19 protein-coding genes are annotated in these 21,752 nt (G+C 71.3%); 9 read left to right on the top strand and 10 right to left on the bottom strand.

Annotated elements, in window-relative coordinates:
* Nucleotides 1-46 precede the first annotated feature (46 nt).
* Both AUC44_RS11800 and AUC44_RS16585 read left to right on the top strand, forming a co-directional pair.
* Nucleotides 47-715 carry a PKD domain-containing protein gene (locus AUC44_RS11800; protein WP_157445339.1) on the top strand — a complete coding sequence of 223 codons (669 nt, stop codon included), beginning with the start codon at nucleotides 47-49 and terminating at the stop codon, nucleotides 713-715.
* The gene (locus AUC44_RS16585; protein ID WP_157445338.1) at nucleotides 712-1,035 is read left to right on the top strand and encodes a CAP domain-containing protein; all 324 of its coding nucleotides are present in this window, start codon (nucleotides 712-714) and stop codon (nucleotides 1,033-1,035) included. Before AUC44_RS11800 ends, AUC44_RS16585 begins: the two co-directional genes overlap by 4 nt.
* A gap of 27 nt (nucleotides 1,036-1,062) precedes the next feature.
* Here AUC44_RS16585 and AUC44_RS11795 read toward each other — a convergent pair whose 3' ends face one another.
* The 3 genes from AUC44_RS11795 to AUC44_RS11785 all read right to left on the bottom strand — a co-directional run bounded on the left by AUC44_RS11795 (nucleotide 1,063) and on the right by AUC44_RS11785 (nucleotide 2,348).
* The gene (locus AUC44_RS11795) at nucleotides 1,063-1,470 is read right to left on the bottom strand and encodes a DoxX family protein (RefSeq protein ID WP_062158871.1); all 408 of its coding nucleotides are present in this window, start codon (nucleotides 1,468-1,470) and stop codon (nucleotides 1,063-1,065) included.
* Nucleotides 1,471-1,551: 81 nt separating this feature from the next.
* Nucleotides 1,552-1,773, bottom strand: coding sequence for a hypothetical protein (locus tag AUC44_RS11790; protein ID WP_062158869.1), 222 nt, complete (start codon nucleotides 1,771-1,773; stop codon nucleotides 1,552-1,554).
* A 74-nt stretch (nucleotides 1,774-1,847) separates the two neighbouring features.
* The gene (locus AUC44_RS11785; RefSeq protein ID WP_062158867.1) at nucleotides 1,848-2,348 is read right to left on the bottom strand and encodes a GNAT family N-acetyltransferase; all 501 of its coding nucleotides are present in this window, start codon (nucleotides 2,346-2,348) and stop codon (nucleotides 1,848-1,850) included.
* 35 nt (nucleotides 2,349-2,383) lie between these two features.
* On the opposite strand from AUC44_RS11785, the gene AUC44_RS11780 reads away from it, so the two are divergent.
* Both AUC44_RS11780 and AUC44_RS11775 read left to right on the top strand, forming a co-directional pair.
* Nucleotides 2,384-3,145 carry a metallophosphoesterase family protein gene (locus AUC44_RS11780; protein WP_062158865.1) on the top strand — a complete coding sequence of 254 codons (762 nt, stop codon included), beginning with the start codon at nucleotides 2,384-2,386 and terminating at the stop codon, nucleotides 3,143-3,145.
* A gap of 17 nt (nucleotides 3,146-3,162) precedes the next feature.
* Nucleotides 3,163-4,242 (top strand): hypothetical protein, encoded by a 1,080-nt coding sequence (locus AUC44_RS11775; protein WP_231724430.1) that lies wholly within the window; start codon nucleotides 3,163-3,165, stop codon nucleotides 4,240-4,242.
* A gap of 59 nt (nucleotides 4,243-4,301) precedes the next feature.
* On the opposite strand, the gene AUC44_RS11770 is transcribed toward AUC44_RS11775, so the two are convergent.
* The 5 genes from AUC44_RS11770 to AUC44_RS11745 all read right to left on the bottom strand — a co-directional run bounded on the left by AUC44_RS11770 (nucleotide 4,302) and on the right by AUC44_RS11745 (nucleotide 15,179).
* The gene (locus AUC44_RS11770) at nucleotides 4,302-4,991 is read right to left on the bottom strand and encodes a Bax inhibitor-1/YccA family protein (protein WP_062158863.1); all 690 of its coding nucleotides are present in this window, start codon (nucleotides 4,989-4,991) and stop codon (nucleotides 4,302-4,304) included.
* Between the two features lie 85 nt (nucleotides 4,992-5,076).
* Nucleotides 5,077-7,920 (bottom strand): malto-oligosyltrehalose synthase, encoded by a 2,844-nt coding sequence (gene treY / locus AUC44_RS11765; RefSeq protein ID WP_062158861.1) that lies wholly within the window; start codon nucleotides 7,918-7,920, stop codon nucleotides 5,077-5,079.
* Between the two features lie 20 nt (nucleotides 7,921-7,940).
* Complete coding sequence (gene treZ / locus AUC44_RS11760; RefSeq protein WP_062159822.1) at nucleotides 7,941-9,770, bottom strand: malto-oligosyltrehalose trehalohydrolase; 1,830 nt, start codon at nucleotides 9,768-9,770, stop codon at nucleotides 7,941-7,943.
* A gap of 259 nt (nucleotides 9,771-10,029) precedes the next feature.
* Entirely contained in the window at nucleotides 10,030-14,163 is a 4,134-nt protein-coding gene (gene rnr / locus AUC44_RS11755; RefSeq protein WP_082689048.1) for a ribonuclease R, read from the bottom strand.
* Between the two features lie 236 nt (nucleotides 14,164-14,399).
* Complete coding sequence (locus tag AUC44_RS11745; protein ID WP_062158857.1) at nucleotides 14,400-15,179, bottom strand: exodeoxyribonuclease III; 780 nt, start codon at nucleotides 15,177-15,179, stop codon at nucleotides 14,400-14,402.
* 134 nt (nucleotides 15,180-15,313) lie between these two features.
* Between AUC44_RS11745 and AUC44_RS11740 the strand changes: the two genes are divergently transcribed.
* Nucleotides 15,314-15,622, top strand: a complete 309-nt coding sequence (locus AUC44_RS11740) for a hypothetical protein (RefSeq protein ID WP_062158855.1) — start codon at nucleotides 15,314-15,316, stop codon at nucleotides 15,620-15,622.
* 56 nt (nucleotides 15,623-15,678) lie between these two features.
* On the opposite strand, the gene AUC44_RS11735 is transcribed toward AUC44_RS11740, so the two are convergent.
* Both AUC44_RS11735 and AUC44_RS11730 read right to left on the bottom strand, forming a co-directional pair.
* Entirely contained in the window at nucleotides 15,679-16,842 is a 1,164-nt protein-coding gene (locus AUC44_RS11735) for an aminotransferase class I/II-fold pyridoxal phosphate-dependent enzyme (protein WP_062158853.1), read from the bottom strand.
* Between the two features lie 87 nt (nucleotides 16,843-16,929).
* Nucleotides 16,930-17,328 (bottom strand): hypothetical protein, encoded by a 399-nt coding sequence (locus AUC44_RS11730; RefSeq protein ID WP_157445337.1) that lies wholly within the window; start codon nucleotides 17,326-17,328, stop codon nucleotides 16,930-16,932.
* 151 nt (nucleotides 17,329-17,479) lie between these two features.
* On the opposite strand from AUC44_RS11730, the gene AUC44_RS11725 reads away from it, so the two are divergent.
* From AUC44_RS11725 to trpE, 4 genes are all read left to right on the top strand, one after another.
* Nucleotides 17,480-18,019 (top strand): DUF2721 domain-containing protein, encoded by a 540-nt coding sequence (locus tag AUC44_RS11725; protein ID WP_062158849.1) that lies wholly within the window; start codon nucleotides 17,480-17,482, stop codon nucleotides 18,017-18,019.
* Nucleotides 18,020-18,136: 117 nt separating this feature from the next.
* Nucleotides 18,137-19,789: a hypothetical protein gene (locus AUC44_RS11720; protein ID WP_062158847.1), complete on the top strand. Its 1,653-nt coding sequence runs from the start codon at nucleotides 18,137-18,139 to the stop codon at nucleotides 19,787-19,789.
* A 17-nt stretch (nucleotides 19,790-19,806) separates the two neighbouring features.
* Complete coding sequence (locus AUC44_RS11715) at nucleotides 19,807-20,091, top strand: DUF1905 domain-containing protein (RefSeq protein WP_062158845.1); 285 nt, start codon at nucleotides 19,807-19,809, stop codon at nucleotides 20,089-20,091.
* 215 nt (nucleotides 20,092-20,306) lie between these two features.
* On the top strand, nucleotides 20,307-21,731 hold the full coding sequence (gene trpE, locus AUC44_RS11710; RefSeq protein ID WP_062158843.1) for an anthranilate synthase component I: 1,425 nt from the start codon (nucleotides 20,307-20,309) through the stop codon (nucleotides 21,729-21,731).
* Nucleotides 21,732-21,752 lie beyond the last annotated feature (21 nt).

Below are 21,752 nucleotides of genomic sequence, written 5' to 3'. Positions count from 1 at the left end.
GAGCATTTCACAGCCGCTGGGCTTCAGCGTCCCTTAATCTTTGTGCATGCGCCGTGTACGTCCCCTGCTGGCCCCGATGGTCGCGTTGTCGCTGGTCGCCTCTGCGGCCGGGCAGGCGCAGCCGGCCGAACTGTTCCGCGTGGGGTCCAGCATGAGCAGCGACCACCTCGCGCCCCTGACGGTCACGCTGCGGGTCACGCAGCCCGGCGGGTACACGGTCGTCTGGGCGTACGGGGACGGCGCCACCGCCACCGGCGACCAGGTCACCCACACGTACTACCGCCCGGACACCTATCAGGTGAAGGTCACCCTGCTCGACCGTCAGGGGCGCGAGGTCGGCCGCAGCGAGATGCCCATCACCGTGAGGGGGAGTGGCGCCGAGCGCGCCGAGCTGACCGTCCTGCACGCCGCCGACGGTACCGTCCGCCTGAGTGAGCTGGGCAGCGTGCTCTACCGCCCCGGCCCGGCGCGCCTGATCCTCGACGGCCGCGACGTCACGGGTCCGGCGCGACTGAGTCCGGGGCAGCACACGGCGGCGGCCCTGGCGGTCACCAGCAGCGGGCAACCCACGCAGCGCCAGCTGACCCTGACCGCCGCGCCCCTGACCGCCAGCCTGCCCTTTGACGGCGAGGTGCTGCGCCTCACCAATCAGGCGCGCGCGCAGGGCTGGAACTGTGACAGCCAGCGCCCCGGCGGTCCGGGCCTGCCCCCCTGAAGGGCAACGCGACCCTGGACATCGCCGCCCAGGCCCAGTCGGCGGGGATGGCACTGTACGGCTACTTCGATCACACCAGCGCGCTGGACGGGAGCAGCCCCCTGCGGCGCGTGCAGGCCGCCGGGATGAACCCAATCAGCGTCGCCGAGAACATCGCCGCCGGGCAGCAGACGCCGCAGGAGGTGGTGGACGCCTGGCTGCGCAGCCCCGGCCACTGCCGCAACATCATGGGCGACTTCACGATGGTGGGCCTGAGCTACGTGCAGCGCCCCGGCACGAAGTTCACCCGCTACTGGACGCAGGTCTTCGCCCGGCCCTGACCGGCGCCCGCCGGCCGGGCGCCGTGCTCAGCGCGGCGGGTCAGCGCCGACCAGCCGGGCCCGGCCCGCACGCCAGACCGCCCACATCAGCAGCGGTTGCAGGGGCAGGCGGCCCCACGCGACTGCCGGACTGACCCCGAATCGCCCGGGGTCCTGCGCCATCCAGACGTTCGCGGGGAAGACCGCCACGAGCAGCGCCAGCAGGCCCCAGCGGGCGGCGGGGCGGGTGCGCGGGAGCAGCAGGCCCAGTCCGCCCAGGAGTTCCGCCGCGCCGCTGATCAGGGTCGCCTGCCGCGCCGTCAGGGGTACCCAGGGAGGCACGATCCGGTCGAAGGGAGCAGGCGCCACGAAGTGCAGCGCGCCCGCCGTGACGAACAGCGCCGCGAGCAGCAGCGTCCCCACGCTCGGGCGGGGAGGCACAGGAGAGTCAGTCACCCGGACAGGGTACGCCCCCACAGCGAAAAGGGAGCCCTGTCGGGGCTCCCTCTTCGCTTGGGGGTTCAGCTGGGTTGGCGGTCAGCCGTTGCTGGAGGGCACGCTGCGCGCTTCTTCGCGGTCCTTGAGTTCCTTGTCACTCAGGCCGTTGTCGTTGTTGCGGGGCGCGTTGGCCTCGCGGTCGTTCGCGCTCTTCATGGACGGCCCGTTGTCGTGCTCGATCTCGTGGACTTCCTTCTTGTTGCGGTCGTAGTCCTGAGGCTGGCTGGTGTGCCCGCTGTTCTTGTCGTCCTTGTCTGGCATGCCTTCAGGGTGGCAGCCGCGAGGCGGAGAAATCTCAGGGCCACGTGAACGGCACTTGATCTCTGAAGCGAGCCTCAAGGCGTGGGCTGCGCGTAGACCCGCACCCAGGGATGCGAGCCGTCCGGGTCCGTCCACGCGGCCTGCGCGCGCGTCAGGAACCGCCAGCCCTCGCGCTCGTACAGACGGATGGCGGGCAGGCTGGTCGCGTTCACCTGCAGGACGCTGAACGCCCCGCGCGCCCGCGACTCGCGCAGCGCGTGGGCCAGCAGCGCCCGCGCGAGCCCCAGCCCCTGCGCGTCCGGACTGACGAACAGCCGCTTGACTTCCAGGATCTCGCCCGGCAGGCCCAGCGGCGCCGCCCAGACCGGGCGCGGTTCGGGCAGGGGCGCCAGCATGACCTGCCCCGCCGCGCGGCCCGCGTGTTCCGCCACCCAGGCCTCGCCGCGGCCCAACACGAACGCCGCCGGATCATCCGGCCATGCGGAGGGGTACCCGGACTGCTCGTGCACGGCGCGCAGGGCCGCCACGAGCGCGGGCAGGTCGTCGGGCGTGCGGGGGCGCGGCGGGACGGTCATGCGCGGAGTGTAGCGCCGCGCTACCCTGCACCCTGATGAGGGTCGCGGTGATCAGTGACGTGCACGGAAACGCCTTCGCGCTGGACGCGGCGCTGCGCGAGGTGCGCGCCGCCGGCCCGGACCTGATCGTGAACCTGGGCGATCAGGCCGAGGGGAGCGCCGACCCCGCCCGCGCGCTGGAGATGCAGGCGGAACTGGCCGCGGCGGGCGCGCTGGAGGTGCGCGGCAACAACGAGGAGAAACTCTGGCCCGGCGGGCGCCGCTCGGCCCTGTCCCGGCACTACGGCGCGTGGCTGGCCGAGCACACCGATCCGGCCCTGCTGGCGCGCGTGGCGGCCCTGCCCCTGACGGCCCGCGCGCTGGGCGGCGCGCTGCTGGCCTGCCACGGCACGCCGGACAGCGCGTGGCACAGCCTGCTGTGGGTGTGGGATCACGGCGGATTCTACCGGGCCCGCGACCCGCGTGAGCTGCGCGCGGCGCTGGACCCGCTGGGCGCGGAGGTCGTGCTGTGCGGGCACACCCACCGCGCCGGGACGACCCGCGTGGGGGACACGCTGCTCGTGAACGCCGGGTCGGTCAGCGATCAGGTGGACGGCGACCCCCGCGCCCGCTGGACGCTGCTGGACCGCGCGAACGGCCAGTGGGCCGTCACCTTCCACGCCGTGCCGTACGACATCGAGGCCGCCGTGGCCTGGGCCTGCACCCACACGCCCTTCGGGGACGGCGAGGCGCAGCTGCTGCGCACCGGCACCATGGACGCCCGCGGGGACGGCGTGTGGGAGGGCCCGCAGCCCTGACGGTGTACGCTGCACGCATGCTGAGATGGATCTTCACTGCCGCCCTCGTCCTCGGTGCGGACGCGCAGGCTGCCGGGTGCGGCGGCACCGAGGGCCTGCCTGACTGGGCCCGCGCCGGGACGTACCGGGGAACACTCGGGACGCTGCCGGTCGCCCTGAGCCTCGATCCGAAGGGCGAGTCGCGGTACTTCTACGAGGGCCGCAGCCTCGACCTGTTCCTGGAGGCGCGCCGCAGCGGGAACGCGCTGGTGCTGGAGGAACGCGTGCGCCGCGAACTGGGCGGCGAAGCGGTCGTGACCGGCTGCTTCAGCCTGATGCCCGCCCCGGGCGGCCTGAAGGGGACGTGGCAGGCGCCGGGTGCCGCCCGGCCACAGGAGGTCACCCTGACCCCGCTGGACGCCGCTCGGCTGCCGCTGCGGCTGCCCCTCTCGCCGGGCCTGAGTGCGCTGCGCCGCGACGATCCGCTGGCCTTCCTGAAACTGAACCGCCCCTGGGTGACGCTCACCGGGGGGCGCGCGGTGCGCGAGCCGCTGTCCGGCGTGACGTACCCGCGCGTGCCCGGCGCGAGCGGCGCGCTGAACGCCGCGCTGCAGGACCGTCAGCTGCGCCACGCGGCGGACGCCCTAGACTGCCGCGCCCTGCTGCCCGAGGCCGCGCAGCAGGACCCGCAGGAGGGGTACACCCTGAGGGCCGCCATCACGCTGTCGAACGCCCGCCTGCTCAGCCTGCGCGACGACGTGGATTATTACTGCGGCGGCGCGCACCCCGACAACTGGACCGAGGGCGTCATTCTGGACCGCATGACGGGCCGCGCCGTGCCGCTGACCACCCTGTTCCCGAAACTGGGCGCCGCGCGGCAGAAGACGCTGTACCTGTCGGCCGTGAAGGCGAAGGTGGACGCCGAGTGCCTGAACGTCCTGCGTGAAGACGCCGACGAGTTCACCGCGCACCTGAGCGCCGCCGGGGTGAATCTGACGCCCAGCGACCTGCCGCACGTCGTGTCGGCCTGCGCCGAGACGGTCACCCTGCCGTACGCCATGCTGCGCGGCGACGCGAACCTGAACAGCCCGCTCGTGAAGACGCTGTACCCGAAATAACCGACACAGCAGAAACGCCCTCGCCAGTGACTCGGCGGGGGCGTTTAGTGATGCAGCAGTCAGTCGCGGCTGCCGCCGATGCCGAACAGACGCAGGATGAACAGGAACATGTTGATGAAGTCCAGGTACAGCGCCAGCGCCCCGTTGATCGCGGCCCGCTCGGCCTGCTCGCCCTGCACGCCACTCAGGGCGAGGTTGCGCAGCATCTGCGTGTCGTACGCGGTGAGGCCCGCGAACAGCAGCACGCCCACAATGCTGATCCCCAGCGTCAGGGCGCTGCTTGCCACGAACAGGTTCACGATCATGGCGACGAACAGGCCGATCACCGCGAACATGAAGAAGCGGCCCATGGCGCTCAGGTCCTTCTTGATCACGAAGCCCGCCACGCTCATCAGGCCGAAGGTCCCGGCGGTCGTGGCGAACGCGGCCGTCACGGCGCTCAGGTCGTAGGCGAGCAGGATCGACGAGAACGTCAGGCCGGTCAGGGCGGCGTACACGATGAACAGCACGCCGGCCAGGGCGCTGGGCAGGCGCTGCGCGCCGAGGCTCAGCACGAACACCAGCGCCAGCTGCGCGATGACCAGCGGCAGGCGCAGGTTCAGCACCTGCAGGGCCAGGGCCTCGTTGCTGGCGGTCAGCCACGCGATGCCGGCGGTCAGGGCCAGACCGGCCGCCATCCAGGAATAGGTGCGGGCCATGAACGTCCGCACGATGTCGGTCGAACGGGCAGTGGTGGGATAGGTCTGCATACGTCTCAGAGTACGCGGCGGCCGCACCGGAAGTTCCCGCAGGTGGTGAAGGCGCATTCACCCGCGCCTCCACCACCTGTGGGAGTCACTCGCGCAGCAGCAGGGCCAGCGGGAAGTCCTCCAGCACCTTCGCCAGCGGGGTCTTGCCGCCGCGGGCGCGCAGCCGCTCCCCGGTCAGGAGGTTGGTGTACGTCCCGGCAGGCAGGGTCAGCTGCCGCGTGCCCCACGCCGCCCCGGTTGCCCAGGGGGTCCGCTCGCGCGTCAGGGTGAAGGTCAGGCGCGGCGCGACCGTCACGGCCCGCTGCGTCCCCAGTTCCCGCGCGAACGCCAGGACGTGCCGACCGCCGTCCAGGGGCCGGTACGTGCCTTCCCGGAACAGCTCGGGGTGCGCGGCGCGGGCCTGGAGGGCCGCCCAGGTGACCAGGACCTTCACGCTGCCGTCCTCGAAGGTGTCGAGCAGTTTGCGGGCCAGCGCCAGGGTGCCCTGCCCGCGTTCCAGGCGCCCCAGCGTGCGGTTCAGCGCGCCGTAGTTTACGGGGCGGCGGTTGTCCGGATCGACGAGGCTCTGGTTCCAGCCCTCGCTGCCCTGGTACGTGTCGGGCACGCCGGGCGCGGTCAGGCGCACCAGCGCGGCACTCAGGCCGTTCTGCGCCCCGTGCGGGCTGATCCGGCCGTGCAGTTCGGTCAGTGACGTCATGAAGTCGTCGTCGGTCAGCAGGCCGCGCACCAGGGCGTCCAGCGCCGCCTCGTACTCCTCGTCGGGCGCGGCCCAGCTCGTGCGGAGTTTCGCCTCGCGCGCCGCCTTGAGCATGTACGCGCTCAGGCGGTCCGCGAAGTCCTCCGTGCGGCCGTCCAGCGGGTACGCGCCCAGCGCGTTCTGCAGGAGCACGTACCCGTCCAGGGTGGTGGGCGCGCGGCCCAGTTCCAGGTCGGTTTCCAGGCTGCGGATCAGCGGCGACCAGCGGCTCAGGTACGCCGACCACGTCTGCGGCAGCTCGGACAGCACGCTGATGCGCGCGCGGGTGTCCTCGCCGCGCTTGGTGTCGTGGGTGCTGCCCGCGAGCATCGCGTGCGGCCAGCGCGCCGCGCGGCCCTGCGCCGCCTCGTGGAAGGTCGTGACCGGCGTGCCGAACAGCGCCGGGTCTCCCCCCACCTCGTTCAGCGACAGCAGCCGCGCGTAGCGGTAGAAGGCCGTGTCCTCGGCGCCCTTGGCCGTGACCGGCCCGGTCAGCTGCTGGAATTTCAGCGCGAAGTCCGCGTAGGCCGCGCGCGTCCGCCCGTCCGGGGCGTTCAGGGTCAGCACGGCGTGCAGGTAGTCGAACACGCTGGGGTCCAGGGTCAGGCCGTCCCGGCGGTTGTGGGCCTTCGCGTCGCGGATGGCGTGGGCGATCTTCGCGTCGTCGCCGGGTTCGCGCTGCCCGTCGGCGCGGATGTACGTGCGGTACACCGGGAACGTCGCGATGACCTCGCGGATCGCGGCGCGCAGCGTGCTCAGCGTGAAGTCCCGCGCGTTCAGGTCCGTCTCGGCCAGCCGCTCGAGGTGCTCGGTCAGGACGTTCACCTCGCCCGGCAGGCTGACCCGCTGGATCAGGTGCTTACCGCGGTACAGGTGCTCCCCGTACGACAGCCGGTCCCCGCTGAAGCGGCGGTAGATGGCACTCAGTTCCTCCTCGTTCGCGCCGTCCACGAAGGTGCCGCTGAGCTGCGCCAGGAAGTCGTACCCGGTCGTGCCGTGAATCGCCCAGGCCTCGGGCAGGGTCTCGCCGGGCTCCAGGATCTTCTCGGCCACCACGTACAGCGGCAGCCCGTCGCCCATCTCGCGGCCCAGGGCCTGTGCGGCGCCTTCCTGGAGGGCCTGGAAGTACCCGGCCGGGTCGAACAGCCCGTCGGTGTGATCGAGCCGCACGCCCTGCACGAGCCCCTGACGCAGCAGGTCGAACAGCGTCCCGTGCGCCCAGGCGAACACGCGGGGGTCCTCCATGCGCAGCGCCGCGAGGTCGTTGATGTCGAAGAAACGCCGGTAGTTGATCTCCTCGGCGGCGACCTTCCAGAACGCCAGCCGGTAGTTCTGCTCGCTGATCACCCGGTCCAGCCGCGCCGGGTCGGCGTTCACGGCGTCCAGCGTGGCGTCCAGCGCGCCGCGCACCGCTCCCGAGTCCTCCAGCAGCGCGCCCAGGCGGCGGGTCATGACCTGCACCTCCTGCGCGCGGATCACGCGGTCGGTGTCGGTCAGGTCGGCCGAGGTGCTGCGCGGCAGCGTATCCACCGAGCGGCGGATGCTCGCCAGTTCCCCCAGCGTGACCGTGTCCGTCGCGGCGGGCAGGGCGTCTGCCGTCCAGGCCAGCAGCTGTCCCACGCTGCGCGGCGAGAGGGGCAGCTGCCGCTCCCAGTAGCGCAGCCTGAACGCGCCGCCCTGCCGTTCCAGGCGCAGCTCACGGCGTTCCAGCACCCGCCCGTACTGGTCGCCCAGCACCGGCAGCAGCACCTTGCCGTCCAGCGCCCGCTTCAGCGGATGCCAGGAGATGTCGAAGAAATGCGCGTAGCGGCTGGCCTGCCCGTGCTCCAGCACGTCCTCCCAGTAGGGGTTGTGGCCGCCCTGGATGCCCATGTGGTTCGGCACGAAATCCACGATCAGGCCCAGGCCCAGCTCGCGGGCCCGCGCGGACAGGCTCTTCAGGCCCTTCAGGCCGCCCAGTTCCGGGTTGACCTGCGCGTGGTCGGTCACGTCGTAGCCGTGCGTGCTGCCCGGCGTGCTCGTCCAGATGGGGGAGAGGTACACGTCGGTCACGCCCAGCCGCGCAAGGTAAGGCAGCACCCGCCGCGCCGCCGCGAAATCGAAGTCCCGGTGCAGCTGGAGGCGGTACGTCGCGCCCGGCAGGTGGGTCCGGACGCCGTCGGTGCTGGCCCGTGCGGCCCCGGCCGGAGACACCCCGTCTCGGGAACCCGTGGTCACGCCTCCACCGGCCCGGCCAGCAGCGCGGCCTCACCCGGACTCAGGTGCAGCTCGCCCAGCGCGGCGGGCGCGTGCAGGTCCCCCTCGGAGTGCAGCAGCACCTCCGGCGGCAGCGCGAACGGCAGCGCCAGCAGCCCCGGCGTGAGCGGCGTGTGTGTCAGGTTCCACAGCAGGGCCCGCACGCCCTGCGGGGTCTCCCAGCGCACCCACAGCGCCTCCCCGGCGCCGGTGTCCACCGCGCCCGCCCGGATGAAGCGGCGCGACCGCTCCCGCAGCACCGGATCCTCCCGGCGCAGGCGCAGCAGGTGGCGGTACAGCGCCAGCGTGCGCCCGTGCTCGCCCTCCCCGCGCTCGGCCCAGTTCAGCTTCGCGCTCTCGAACGTCCCGGCGGCCTGCGGGTCGGGCACGTTCAGCGTGCTGAAGCCCGAGAAGTACGCGAACTCGCGCTGCCGCCCCTCGGTCACCATCTGCCCCAGTTCGCCGGCGTGGTCGCTGAAGAACGGGAAGGGCGTGCTCGCCGCCCACTCCTGCCCCTGGAACAGCAGCGGCGTCATCGGCAGCGACAGCAGCAGCGTGCTCGCCCCGCGGTACTCGGCCAGCGTCACGGAGTCGAAGTGGTGCAGGCGGTCGCCCAGCGCGCGGTTCCCCACCTGATCATGATTCTGGATGCAGTACACGAAGCTCGGCGCCTCCAGGTCGGTGGCGGGCCGGCCGCGGTTGTGTTCCTCGCCGGTCACGTTCCAGAACTGCCCCTCGTACTGCCAGCCCCTGCCAATGACGTGCGCCAGTTCGCGCGCGCCGCCCCGGAAGCCCCCGTAGTAGCCCTCCTGCTCCTCTGTCAGGGTCACGCGCACCTCGTGGTGGAAGTCGTCCACCCAGATGCCGTCCAGGCCGGTCTCGGTGACCAGTTCCGGCAGGTTGCGGTGATCCTCGGCCAGCAGGATGTGCCCGCCGCCCAGCGCGTGCGTCTCGCGCGCCAGTTCGTGCAGGATGTGCTCCTCGCTGTCGTCCTGCATGCTGGCGGTCGCGTCCAGCCGCAGGCCGTCGAAGCGGTAGTCCTGCAGCCACATGCGCGCGTTCCCGGTGATGTAGCGGCGCATGTGCGGCTCGGCGTAGTCCAGGCCCTGCCCCCACGCCGTGTGGAAGCGGTCCGTGAAGTACGACGGGCTGTAGCTCGTCAGGTAGTTCCCGTCCGGCCCGAAGTGGTTGTACACCACGTCCAGGAACACCGCCAGGCCCAGACCGTGCGCGGCGTCCACGAACGCCATCAGGTCCTCGGGGCGGCCGTACGGCGCGAACGGCGCGAACAGCGCCACGCCGTCGTACCCCCAGCCCCGCTCGCCGGGGAAGGCCGCGACCGGCATCATCTGGATCGCGGTCACGCCCAGGTCCACCAGCTCCGGCAGCCGCGCCTGCGCCGCCCTGTACGTGCCTTCCGGCGTGAACGTGCCCACGTGCAGTTCGTAGAACACGCACTCGGCCAGCGCCCGTCCCGTCCAGTCCGGATGCTGCCACGCGTACACGGAGAAATCCACGACCTCCGAGTCGCCGTGCACGCCGTGCGGCATGAAACGCGCGTACGGGTCCGGCAACGCGTGACCGTCCAGTTCGAAGCAGTAGCGGGTGCCCGCCCCGACCGGCAGCACCGTCTCGAAATACGCGCCGGGCTGCGGCTCCATCACGTGAGACTCGTTCCCGATCCGCACGCACATCTGCCCGGCGCGGGTACTCCAGGCCCGGAAGCGCGTCTCCCGGCCCCCCGGCAGGAGTTGCGCCCCCAGGCGGGAGCGCTGACGCTGAGTCCCTGGCTGTTCCGACGTGGTCATGACTGTTCCCTCCTGCACGCCCGTCCGGGCGCATCAGGACAGCCTAGAGGCGCGCCGCCACCCACCCGATGATAGAAACCCTAAGGCGTGCCCGTGTTCCGGGCACCTGCATAGGCGACCGACCCGCCAGGTGTCCAGCGTTCCGTCCCCTCTGGAGCGACGGCTACGGTGTTCTGCGGTCAAAGTGTCAAGATGGGAATTCCACCAAGCGAGCGGGCCAGCCTCCCACAGGAGACCGGCCCGCTCACAGAGGTTGCACTCAGCTCTGCGAGGTCGTGCTGCCGCCACCCCGGCGGCCCCGGCGGCGGCGGCGGCGCTTGGCGTCGTCCCCGGCCGCGTCCTGCGCGGCGGCGGGTGCGGGTTGCGGCGCCTGCACCTGCGCCGCCGCCTCCCGCTGACGGCCCTGACCGGTCTGTCCCTGCTGACGGCCGTTCACGCGCTGCACCGCGCCCCGGTCGTTCCCGCCGCGCGTGAAACCGCGCCCGCGTTCCCCGCCGCTGCGCTCCCGCACGGGGGGACGCCCGCCGCGCCCGCCGCCCTGACCGTCCTCGGGCGGCATGTTCTCCAGCGTCCAGTCGCCGAAGTACATGCGCTGCACCGTGATGTTCACGGGGCGCAGGTGCTCATTGCGGGGCCGTTCCAGCGTGATCACGCGCCGTGAGCGGCCCATGCTCACCCCGCCGAAGGTGCGCCCCTGTCCACGCTCGCGCGCCTCTCCACGGCCCTCACTGCGGCCCTCTCTGGGCGCCTGGCCCTGGCCGCGTCCGCGCCCCGTGCGTCCGCCCGCCGAGGGGGACAGCGTGGGCCGGTTCGAGGGATCCTCCAGCGTGAACTTCTTCGGTTCGCTCACGGGCAGGCTCTGCAACTTCTCGCGTTTCTCCTGCTCGCGGTCCTCACGGCGGCGGGCACGGGGTTTGACGGGTGAATCCATATCGGTCTCCTGATGAAGGTCGCCCGGGCGGTAGTCCGGGTCGGTCGGGTCGGCCAGCGTGAAATCCGTCTGGCGAGCCAGCGGGTTCACGGCCTGAATCGTGACGTGAAGCGAATCGCCCAGGCGGTACGACCGCCCGCGGCTGCGGCCACGCAGGATCTGCGCGTCCTCGATGAACACGTAGTAGTCGTCGTCCAGGTGCGAGATGTGCAGCTTGCCTTCCACGCCGTTGTCCAGCGCCACGAACAGCCCGCTCGCCACCACGCCGGACACCGTGCCGGGGAACGACTCCCCGAGGTGTTCCTGCGCCCACTTCGCCTGGTAGTACTTCGTGAGGTCCCGCTCCGCTTCCGTCGCGGCGCGCTCGCGCTCACTGGTGTGCTCGCCCATGCCGGGCAGGCGCGCCTGCAACTGCGCCACCGCGCGGCCCCCGGCCTTCAGTTCGCCGCTCAGCATGCCGCGCAGCACGCGGTGCACGAGCAGGTCCGGGTAGCGGCGGATCGGCGAGGTGAAGTGCAGGTACTCGCCAAACGCCAGCCCGAAGTGCCCCAGGTTCTCCCCGGCGTACTTCGCCTGCTGCATGGAGCGCAGCAGCAGCGTGTTCACGACGCTCTCGCGCGGCGTGCCCCGCACCTGCTTCAGCACCGCCTGGTACGCCTGCGGGGTGGGTTCCCCGCCGGGGAAGGCCAGCCCCAGGCGCCCGATGGCGTTCGTGACGTCCTGGAAGCGTTGCAGGGTGGGTTCCTCGTGAATGCGGAACAGGGCCGGGATCTCGCGCTGGATCAGCTCGTGCGCGACGACCTTGTTCGCCAGCAGCATCAGGTCCTCGATCATGCCGCGCGCCGTCTCCTCGCGGATCGGGATGAGTTCCATGCGCCCGTCGGGGCCCACGTCCACCTTCACCTCGCGCAGCTTGAAGTCGAGGGACCCCTCACGCAGGCGCTTCTGGCGCAGCTTCGTGGTGATCTTCAGCAGCAGGTGCAGGTCGCCCTCGAGGTGCCGGGCGTGTTCGGGCAGCGTGGCGGTCGCCTCGCTGTACGCCTGCACCTCGTCGTAGGTCAGGCGGGCCTTGCTGTTGATCACGCTGGGCGCGAGCTGCACCTTCAGGATCTCGCCCTCGGCACTCAGTTCCACCAGAGCCGTCATGGTCAGGCGGTCCTCGTACGGCACGAGGCTGCACACGCCGTTGCTGAGGTGCTCGGGCAGCATGGGCAGCACCCGGCCCGGCAGGTACACGCTGGTCGCCCGCGCGTACGCCTCCTCGTCCAGCGGCGAGCCCTCCTGCACGTAGTGACTCACGTCGGCGATATGCACGCCCACCACGAAGGTGCCCTCGGGCGTCGGCTGGATGTGGATCGCGTCGTCGAAGTCCTTCGCGTCCCGGCCGTCCACCGTGAAGATGTTGAAGTCCCGCAGGTCCAGGCGGCCCTTCAGGGCCTCCTCGGGAATCCGGGTGGGAATCGCGTTCGCCTGCTCCAGCACGTCCTCGGGGAAGTCGCCACGCAGGCCGAACTTCACGATCACGGCCTCCGTCTCGGTGACCGGATCATCCTGGTCGCCCAGCACGCGCGACACCTGCCCGAACACCTCGTCCTCGCCCGTATGCTCGGGCCAGAACAGTTCGGTCACGACGCGCGCCCCGGCCTCCAGGCCGTCCAGACCCTCGGGCAGCAGCAGGATGCGGTGCCGCGCGCGGTGATCGTCCGGCTTCAGGATCGGGTGTCCGTGATGGAATTCCAGCGTCCCCACCAGCTGGCGGTAGGCGCGCTGCACGATCCGCACCACGCTGGCGCGGGGATTGCCGTCGCCCCGCTGCCCGCGGCGCGACCCGCCCCGGCCGCGGTCATCCCGGCTGTCCCCACGGCCCTCCTGACGCACGAGGACGATGTCGCCGTTCCAGGCCTCCAGCGTCTGCTCGGCCGGGACGTAGTAGTCCTCGCCGCCGCTGTCGGGAATCACGAAGCCGAAGCCCGCCGCCGACGCCTGGAAGCGCCCACGGATGAGGCTCATCGCCTCGGGCAGTCCGTACGTCTTCTTGCGGGTGCGGATGACCTGCCCGTCCTCGACCAGCGTGTCGAGCAGGTCCGTCAGCTCGCGCCAGCCGCCCAGGCGGTTCATGGTCTGCCGCGTGAAGGTGCGCTCCAGATCCCGCACGTGCACCGGGCGGCCCAGCTTACGCAGCTGCGCCACCACCAGATCCCGCAGCGGATCCAGGCCCGGCAGCGGCTCCCCGGCCTCTGGCTCCTCGACGGACTCCGTGGCCTGATCCACGGCGGGCGTGGGCTCATCAGCGGCCACCGGCGTGGGTGCGGGCGTCGCCTCCGGCTTCTTCTTGCGGCCCCGGCGCCCCTTCGTCTCGACCGCAGGTGCCTCGGTGACCAGGGGTTCGGCGGTGACAGGCTCAGTCTCGACAACCTCGGCTGCCGGTTGAGGCTCGCTCGTGACGGCTTCCACGCCCGTCAGCACGTCCTCCAGCGGCGCGCTCGGCAGTGTGCTCTTGCGGCGGCCGCCACGCTTGCGGGGCACCTCCAGGATCACCGGATCGGCGTCCACGGGAGCCGCTTCGGGCTGGGCCTGCGCCACGACCTGCGGTTCGCTGACCGGGGGGTCCTGTACGGGCGCGGCCCTGGGCTTGCGGCCCCGGCGCGCAGGGGTCACGGCCGGTGCGGCCGCTTCCGGCTGAGGCTCCGCGGCGGGCACCTGTCCCTCCGCCTCGGTTGGCGAGGCCGCCTGGATGTCCGGCTCCCGCTCAGTCACGGGTGCCGCCTGACGGCGCCCACGCCCGGTCTTCCGGCCCGCCGTGGCGACCGGTGCGGCCACTGCCACCTCCTCTACCGGTGCGGCGGGAGCGGCATCCATCTCGGTCGACGGAGTGGCCGCTTCAGCCTCCGGCACCACCGGGGTGGTCCGGCGGCCGGTCTTGCCGCGGCCGGTCCTGGGCTGCTCCGACTGTGGAGCCTCGACCGGCTGGACGGCCTGCGCCACGGCCGGTTCGGCCGCAGGCTTCGCTCTGGCCGGACGACCCCGGCGGGCCTTCGCGGGCGTCGGCTCGGTGGGGGTGGGTATCGGGCTGATCGGCTCGACCTCGGCGGCCACCGCTTCAGTGGTTGGCTCTTCAGGGGCTGCCTCGGCCGGCATCGGGGTGGGCTGTGCGGCCGCCTTGCGCCCGCCGCGCTTTGCAGGGGCGGGCACGGGCGGCATCGCTGCGGCCTCGTGCACGACCTCGGCAGATGTGGCCGGTTCAGTCACCGGCTGGGGTGCGGCCGCCGAAGTTTTCTTGGCGCGGGGCGCGGGGGCCTTGGCAGCGGCTTTGCTAGCGGTGCTCTTCGCCGCGCGGGTTGCCTTCGGTTCAGTCTGGGCGGCTGCTGTCTTCGCGCCGCGCTTGGATGGGGTGGTCTTGGTGATGTCGGTGCCGTTCCTCTCGGTGACCGGCACCGCTTCCGTCTTCTTCGTTTTCGGCATGTACGTTCCTGGTCACTCAGGACGCGCCCGTGGGGGTAAACTCGTGTGAGACGCGCTTCTCAGGCTTTTGGCGCTGGTGCGCGCAACCCGCCCACGGGAACAGGTAATCGCTTCCTCGGGTTGCGCCCCCTCACCTCAGGTTCAGATGCAGAACCGTGCCGTGGGTTGGGCGCTGTCCTGAACCCGGCAGCCCGCCCAGCATATCACGGGCCCCCGGGCCTCATCTGACGCGGACTTTACGCTTCCCTCAGCGGCTTGCCCTGCCAGATCACGCCGCTGAGCGGCGCGTGATCGCTCAGCCGCGCGTCGCGGTCCACCCGGACCTCCCGCACGGTCACGCCCGAAGCGAGGAGATAATCGATGCGCCAGCCCACGTTGTTGGCGTAGGCGTTCGCGCGGTTGCTCCACCACGTGTACTCCGCCGCGTCGCCCAGGCAGGCGCGGTGCGTGTCCGTCAGGCCGGCGGCGAGGTGCGCGGTCATCCACTCGCGCTCATGGGGCAGGAAACCGCTGTTCTTCTGATTCGAGCGCCAGTTCTTCAGGTCGATCGGCTGGTGCGCGACGTTGTAGTCCCCACCAATCACCACGGGCCGACCCTCGGCGAGCAGGGCGTCCGTCCAGGCCTGGAAGTCCAGCAGCACACGGTCCTTGAACCCCTGCCGCTCCGGGCCGCTGCTGCCGCTCGGGAGGTACACGCTCACGAAACGCACGCCGCCGACCACGGCGCTCAGCACGCGGCCCTCGGCGTCCATCTCGGCGTGGGGCATGCCCGCGCGGACGTCCGTCAGGGGCCGGCGCGACAGGATCGCCACGCCGCTGTACCCCGCCTTCTGCGCCGGGAACCACGCGCTGTCGTAGCCCAGATCCGCCAGCGCGCCCGGCATCGGATCGGCGCGCACCTCCTGCAGCAGCAGCACGTCCGGGCGTTCGCGCGCCGCCCAGTCGCGCAGGCCCTTGCGCAGCGCGCTGCGCAGCCCGTTCACGTTCAGCGTGGTGACCTTCAACACGTCCGTCATCGCCCCCACCCTAGCGTGACCGGGCTGCGGTCCCCACCGGACCGGTACCGCTTCCATGCTGTCCCGCACACATGAAGGGCCGTTCGCGGAACTCTGTACGCAGTTCACCCGGGGTCTGTTACGCTGAACGCATCATGGTCGAGATCAAGTTCCGCAACGAAGCCGACGGTCAGGAATTCCAGATGACCCATCCCAAGGCCGCGCGCGTCCTGTCGGACATCAAGGCCTGGGCGCAGCTCAACGCCTTCGAGCACGTCGCCTTCTGGCGTGACCCCGAAGACGAGCACAAGCTGTGGGTCCAGCTGGGCGACGACCGGCTCAACTACTGGATCCACGACAGCACCTTCACCGAAGGCAAGCACGAGACCGTCGAGATGCAGATGGACTACGCCCGTGGCGCCCAGCGCCGCAGCGCCGCCGGATACGACAAGTTCGACAAGTAAACGCCGCAGAAGGGGGGGCGCCGCGCAGCCGCGCGGCGCCCCCCCTTCCGTCTGAGCTAGTCGACCGAGACCGTGCCCAGCCGCCGCGCGGCCTCGCGCAGCACCTCCGGCGGCTGCACGAGGGCAAAGCGTACAAACCCCTCCCCGCCAGCCCCGAACGCCGCGCCAGGACTCACCGCGACCCCGGTCGTCTCGGCGGCGCGCACCGCGAACGCTACACTGTCGGTCAGCCCCGGCACGCGCGCCCACGCATACATGCTCGCCTCAGGCAGCGCCACCTCCCAGCCCAGCGCCCGCAGCGCGGGCACGAGCGCGTCACGGCGGGCCTCGAACACCGCCGCGCCCGCCTGGCCCACCCCGTCCGGCAGCCCCAGCGCGTGCGCCGCCGCCCGCTGGATACCCAGGTACGGGTGGAAATCCACTGCGCCCTTCACCCGCGCCAGCGCCGCCATGACCCCGGCGTCCCCGGCCGCGAACCCCACCCGGAAACCGCCCATGTGGTGCGTCTTGCTCAGCGAGTGCAGCTCCACCACCCCGTCCAGTGCGCCGTCCAGCCCGGCTTCCAGCGCACTCGGCGCGCGGTACGCTCCGAAGGTCAGTTCCGCGTACGGATGGTCATGCACGAGCAGCGTCCCCCGCGCCCGGCACCACGCCGCCGCCCGCCGGAAGAAGGCCGCGTCCGCCACCGCCGACGTCGGATTGTTCGGGTAGTTCAGCAGCAGCACGCGCGGCTGCACGCCCTGCGGCACGGCGTCCAGGTCCGGCAGGAAGCCCGCCTCGGGCCGCAGGGGGAGCGTGACCACATTCAGGCCCGCCACCGCCGCCGCGCCCAGGTAAGGCGGGTAGCACGGATCCGGTAGCAGCAGGGTGTCTCCCGGATCGGTCACGGCCAGCAGCAGGTGCGCCAGCCCCTCCTGCGCGCCGATCAGCGGCAGCACCTCCCGCTCCGGGTCCACCCGCATCCCGAACCGCCGCGCCAGATAAGCCGCCGCCGCCTCACGCAGCGGAGCCGTGTCGCTGAACAGCGGGTACCGGTACGTGCCCGGATCGCGGGTCGCGCCGCGCAGCACCTCCAGCACCGCGTCCGGCGGCGGCAGATCACTGCTCCCGATACTCAGGTCCACGACGCCCAGCCCCGCCGCCCGCGCCCGCCCCTTCGCGGCGTCCATCAGCGCGAACACGCTCCCCGGAACTGCCGCCGCCCGCCGTGACTCCCACATGCCCTGCAGCCTAGAGCATCAGAGGCCCGCATGAAAAAGCGCCCACCTCCGAAGAGATGGGCGTTCCCCTGGCAGGCCAGTGGGAGGTCACTCGCTGTAGGCTGCGCCGTACACCGGCAGCTGCACTGTGGTCAGCGTCGCGCTGCCCGAGTTCACGGCGATCTGCGCGAGGCTGTTCACGTTGCTGGCGGTGCTGTCGCGGGTCACCGAGACGTGCAGCAGCGCGTAGCTGCCCTGGGTGCTCACGCTGTCGAGCGTCACGTACGTCCCTTCCGGCAGGCCACTCACGGCGATGCTCAGGTCGCTCGGCACGCGGCCTCCCAGGTCTGCGAGCGGCACCTCGACGGCCATCCAACTCGATTCGGTGTACAGGCCATCGAACTGGTTGCCGTTCCCGTCCGTGGCGTACACGGTGGCGGGGGTGGCCGCGAAGGCGGTGGTGGCGAGGCTCAGGGCAGCGGCGACGGTCAGCAGCATCTTTTTCATGGTGGGTCTCCTTTGCGGTCCGGGTGCGGCCTCTGCTGGCCGCTGCCCTTCTCCTGGGTCAAAGGATGACCGGCGTGCGTGCAGGGTCTTTGCAGGGAATGTGCAGATTTATCGAAGACGTCCCAGTGGGGTTTTAGCGTACCTTCAGGGCATGGCCGACGCGAGCTTGCAGGTCCTGACCGCCATGATCACCCCGGCCGTGCTGATCAGCGGCGCGGGCACCCTGCTCATGAGCACCAGCAGCCGCCTGGGCCGCGTGACCGACCGGGTGCGGCAGCTCACGGCGCGTTTCAAGGTGCTCGTGACCGAGGACGGCCGCGCCGAACCGCTGGCGAGGGACGAGAAACGCATGATCGTCAAGCAGTTGCCCCGGCTGGCGCGGCGCAGCCGCATCATCGTGCGGGCCATGACGTCCCTGTACCTCGCCGTGGCGCTGCTCGTCCTGACCAGCATCCTGATCGGCGGCAGCGCCCTGCTCGGCGCCCAGGCCGGGCCGCTGCCGGTCATCCTGGCTATCGCGGGCGCCGCCTCGCTCGCTTACGGCGCGCTCCTGCTGAGTTTTGAGACGCGCCTGAGCGCGCGCACCACCAAGGAGGAGATGCAGTTCCTCGTCAATCTTGGGGACCACTACGCCGGCCTGTACGACGAGGCGCTCATGAGCGGCGTCCGTCAGGGCGTCGATCAGCAATAGAGCTGCCCGACCACCCCGGAGCGGCCTCAGGGCGCCGGCTCGCACGCAGGTGAGGCAGAGCTGCCCGCTGCCGTCCGCTACGCTGAACCTCCAGTTCCCCTTCACCCGAGGTTCCCCATGTTCAAGCGCGCGTCCCTGATCCCGGCCCTGACCCTGCTGCTCCTCGGCTGCTCTGCGCCGACCTCCACCCCGCCCACCCGGCCCGCCGCGTCCAGCGGTCAGGTCTACGCCCTCGACATCCGGGTGGGCGGCCCGCAGGGCGCGCAGGCGACCCTGCACTCCCTGCGCCCCACTCGGCTGACCGCGCAGCGGCTGGAGGCCACGCCGGGTGACGTGCAACTCAGTGCCCAGGCCGTCAGCGCCGTCACGTTCATCAGCCGGCGCGGCACCCAGGACGTCCGGCACGTGAACACCACGTTCCTGGTCACCAACCCGACGGGCGCACCCATCACGAACCTCGTGCTGCTGCCCGTCGCCCTGAACGACACGGACGGCGACCCGAACAACAACGCCATGGCGCCCACCATCGCCGGCACGCCGTTCCGCCGCCTGCAACGCTTCGACGGCCAGGACGCGTCCGCCCAGGCCCCGCAACTGAGTGCCACCCGCGCCCAGGACCTCGACCTCCAGACCGGCGTGGCCCGCCCGCACCCGCAGGGCACGCCCTTCCTGACGGACCTCGACCTGCGCGGCGTGCAGGTCACCCCACCCGCTGGCCTGAGTGTGACCACCCAGAGTGGCGGCTGGCTGGTGCCCGGCACACTCGCTCCCGGCGCCAGCGTGCCCGTGACGTTCGCCGTGGACTTTCCGGTCGACCGCCAGCACCCCGAGACGCAGGTCTTCAGCTTCAGCCTGCTGTTCACGCCTGCGCAGGACGCCACCGGCAGCGAGGTGGGCGGCCCCACCGACCCGGCGCGGGTGGTCGGCACCCTGCACCACGCCACGCTGGGGCAGGGTGCCCTGGTTGAGGAGGAATACGTGGACTGGGGCGCAGGCGAGACGGTCGTGGCCCAGCGGGTCCCGCTGGCCGCCGACGGGCAGGTGGATTTCACGCTGAGTACCCCACCGGTCGGGGCGCTGAGCAGCCTGTTCGAGTGCTCGGACTTCGTCGGAGACCGTTCGCAGCCCGACGCCCTGAGCGCCACGCCCCGCCTGCGCGTCAGCAGCCGCGAGGGTGATCTGTTGGGGGTGCTCAACTCGGTTGGTCTGGACGGCAGCGGCCTGATCCGCCTGTACGTCGACCGCGACATCCGCGTGCAGGGCCGCTGTGATGACACGTCGCTCGATCTGACGCTCACGTACGTGGATCAACTGGATCTGAAGAAGGGCTGGAATCTGATCCAGAAGCGCAGAAGTAGCACGGACACCCAGTACACCATTCAGCGCACGTCTATCCCGGTGGGCACGTGGTCCCGGCTGACCTTCCCGACGGGTGGCCTGTGGGTCGGCGTCGCCTCGCCTGCCTGGGGGAGCGACCTGCTGCTCCGCACCGGTCAGCCCACGGCAGTGCCGTTTGACCTGCGTCAGAGTGGCGCGATCAGTGGGCCCGTCACCCTACACGTGGACGTGCCGGGCGTGACCGTCAGTCCGGCGACCCTGAATCTGCCCAGTCTGACCGGACAGGGTCTGACAGCTGAGGCCCTCCAGACGACGCTGACATTCCAGGCCGATGCCACCGTGCCGACCGGGGACTCGCCCATGACCCTCACCTTCCGCAAGGACGGTCAGGAGGTGGGCCGCACCGTCCTCTGGATGACCGTCACCCCCTGACCCGCTACGCTGCCTGCATGCCCCTGACGTTCACGGCCGAGCTGTTTCACTGGCGTGGTCCCGCCCCGCATTACTTCCTGCGGGTGCCGGAGGAACTGGTGCCGGACCTGAAGGACGCCGCGCGGTTCGTGACGTACGGGTGGGGCATGATCCCGTGCGAGGCGGTGGTGGGGGAGACCCGGTTCCGCACCTCGATCTTCCCGAAGGATGGCGGGTACCTGTTGCCGGTGAAGGTCGTGGTGCGCCGCGCGGAGTCGCTGGAGGAGGGGCAGGCGGTCACGGTGAGCGTCACGCCTGGGTGACCCGCCTGGCTGAGCGGTGACCTGTCTACACACCCCCCCGGCCGCTGGGGGCGGCGCGCTATCCTGCCACGCATGACCGTGTCCGGTGCGTGGTGGTGGCCCAGAAACTCCTGGGTCTGATCACGCTTGTCGCCCCGACACTGCACAGACGCGCCCAGGTGGAACTCCCACCCGGGCGTTTTTTTGACCCCCCGCCCCCGAATCCCAGGAGACCCATGACGCATCCGAATCCGCGCTCCCCGTTGGCCGTCGCCGTGCAGGAACTCAACGCCGACCTCGACACGCCCGTCACCGCGTACCTGAAAGTCGCGCAGGGCGAGACGGTCACCTTCCTGCTCGAGAGCGTGGAGGCCGGGGAGAAACTGGGCCGCTACTCGTTCATCGGCGTGGGTGAGCAGGGCCGCTTCGAGGCGCGCGGCGCGCACGTGACGAGCAGCGGCACCTTCGGCGACTTCGGTGGACAGGACACCGATCCCCTGGCGCGGCTGTACCACGCGACCGTCCGCCCCGCGACCGTCCCGGACGGTCTCCCGGCGCTGATCGGCGGCGCGATCGGGTACGCCGCGTACGACCTGATCCGCAACTACGAGCGCCTGCCCGACGCGAACCCCGACGAACTGAACGTCCCGGACGCGTGCTTCATCGCGCCGCGCGGCATGGTCATCTTCGACCACCTCAAGCACCGCCTGATCACCGTCGCCACCGCCGATACCCAGGCGGACGCGCAGGAGGAGGTGCAGCGCCTCACCCAGCGCCTGCGCGGGCCGCTGCCGGCCGTGCCGGGCTGCATGCCCACCACGCCGCCCGAGTTCACCAGCAACTTCACTCCGGACACTTTCCAGGCCGCCGTCAGAGAGGCCCTGGAGTACATCCGCGCCGGGGACATCTTCCAGGTGGTGCCCAGCCAGCGCTTCAGCGCCGACCTGGGCGACCTGCACCCCTTCGCGCTGTACCGCGCGCTGCGCCGCGTGAATCCCAGCCCGTACCTCGGGTACCTGCAACTCGGGCCGGTCACGCTGGTCGCCAGCAGCCCCGAGAGCCTCCTCGCCAGCGACGGCCGGACGGTGACCACCCGCCCCATCGCCGGGACCCGCCCGCGTGGCGCCACCCAGGGGCACGATCAGGATCTCGCGGACGAACTCCTCGCGGACGAGAAGGAACGCGCCGAGCACCTCATGCTCGTGGACCTGGGCCGCAACGACCTCGGAAAGGTCAGCGAGTACGGCAGCGTCCGCGTGCACGACGCCTTCACCATCGAACGCTACAGCCACGTCATGCACATCGTCTCCAGCGTCACCGCCACCCTGCGGGACGACCAGACGCCCCTGCACGCGCTGGCCAGCGTGCAACCCATGGGCACCGTCAGCGGCGCGCCCAAGATCCGCGCCATGCAGATCATCGACGAACTCGAACCCGTCCGGCGCGGCCCGTACGGCGGCAGTTTCGGGTACATCGCCCTGAACGGCAGCATGGACATGGCCCTGACCCTGCGCACCATGGTCATCACGAAGGGCCGCGTGCACATCCAGGCCGGTGCGGGCGTCGTCGCCGACAGCGACCCGGCCAGCGAGGAGCAGGAAACCCGCAACAAGGCCGCCGCCCTCATGCGCGCCGTCGAACTCGCGGCAGGTGGGCTGTGATGGCCGTCACGCCGCCCGCAC

This window comes from Deinococcus actinosclerus, assembly GCF_001507665.1.
Taxonomy (GTDB): domain Bacteria; phylum Deinococcota; class Deinococci; order Deinococcales; family Deinococcaceae; genus Deinococcus; species Deinococcus actinosclerus.
This window is presented reverse-complemented; position numbering and strand designations above follow the sequence as displayed.

Excerpts from the sequence above, each read along its gene's own strand:
- AUC44_RS11800 (WP_157445339.1), top strand. The coding sequence starts at position 47 with ATGCGCCGTGTACGTCCCCTGCTGGCCCCGATGGTCGCGTTGTCGCTG.
- AUC44_RS11790 (WP_062158869.1), bottom strand. The coding sequence starts at position 1,773 with ATGCCAGACAAGGACGACAAGAACAGCGGGCACACCAGCCAGCCTCAG.
- AUC44_RS11785 (WP_062158867.1), bottom strand. The coding sequence starts at position 2,348 with ATGACCGTCCCGCCGCGCCCCCGCACGCCCGACGACCTGCCCGCGCTC.
- AUC44_RS11780 (WP_062158865.1), top strand. The coding sequence starts at position 2,384 with ATGAGGGTCGCGGTGATCAGTGACGTGCACGGAAACGCCTTCGCGCTG.
- AUC44_RS11775 (WP_231724430.1), top strand. The coding sequence starts at position 3,163 with ATGCTGAGATGGATCTTCACTGCCGCCCTCGTCCTCGGTGCGGACGCG.
- AUC44_RS11770 (WP_062158863.1), bottom strand. The coding sequence starts at position 4,991 with ATGCAGACCTATCCCACCACTGCCCGTTCGACCGACATCGTGCGGACG.
- treZ (WP_062159822.1), bottom strand. The coding sequence starts at position 9,770 with ATGACCACGTCGGAACAGCCAGGGACTCAGCGTCAGCGCTCCCGCCTG.
- rnr (WP_082689048.1), bottom strand. The coding sequence starts at position 14,163 with ATGCCGAAAACGAAGAAGACGGAAGCGGTGCCGGTCACCGAGAGGAAC.
- AUC44_RS11745 (WP_062158857.1), bottom strand. The coding sequence starts at position 15,179 with ATGACGGACGTGTTGAAGGTCACCACGCTGAACGTGAACGGGCTGCGC.
- AUC44_RS11740 (WP_062158855.1), top strand. The coding sequence starts at position 15,314 with ATGGTCGAGATCAAGTTCCGCAACGAAGCCGACGGTCAGGAATTCCAG.
- AUC44_RS11735 (WP_062158853.1), bottom strand. The coding sequence starts at position 16,842 with ATGTGGGAGTCACGGCGGGCGGCGGCAGTTCCGGGGAGCGTGTTCGCG.
- AUC44_RS11730 (WP_157445337.1), bottom strand. The coding sequence starts at position 17,328 with ATGAAAAAGATGCTGCTGACCGTCGCCGCTGCCCTGAGCCTCGCCACC.
- AUC44_RS11725 (WP_062158849.1), top strand. The coding sequence starts at position 17,480 with ATGGCCGACGCGAGCTTGCAGGTCCTGACCGCCATGATCACCCCGGCC.
- AUC44_RS11720 (WP_062158847.1), top strand. The coding sequence starts at position 18,137 with ATGTTCAAGCGCGCGTCCCTGATCCCGGCCCTGACCCTGCTGCTCCTC.
- AUC44_RS11715 (WP_062158845.1), top strand. The coding sequence starts at position 19,807 with ATGCCCCTGACGTTCACGGCCGAGCTGTTTCACTGGCGTGGTCCCGCC.
- trpE (WP_062158843.1), top strand. The coding sequence starts at position 20,307 with ATGACGCATCCGAATCCGCGCTCCCCGTTGGCCGTCGCCGTGCAGGAA.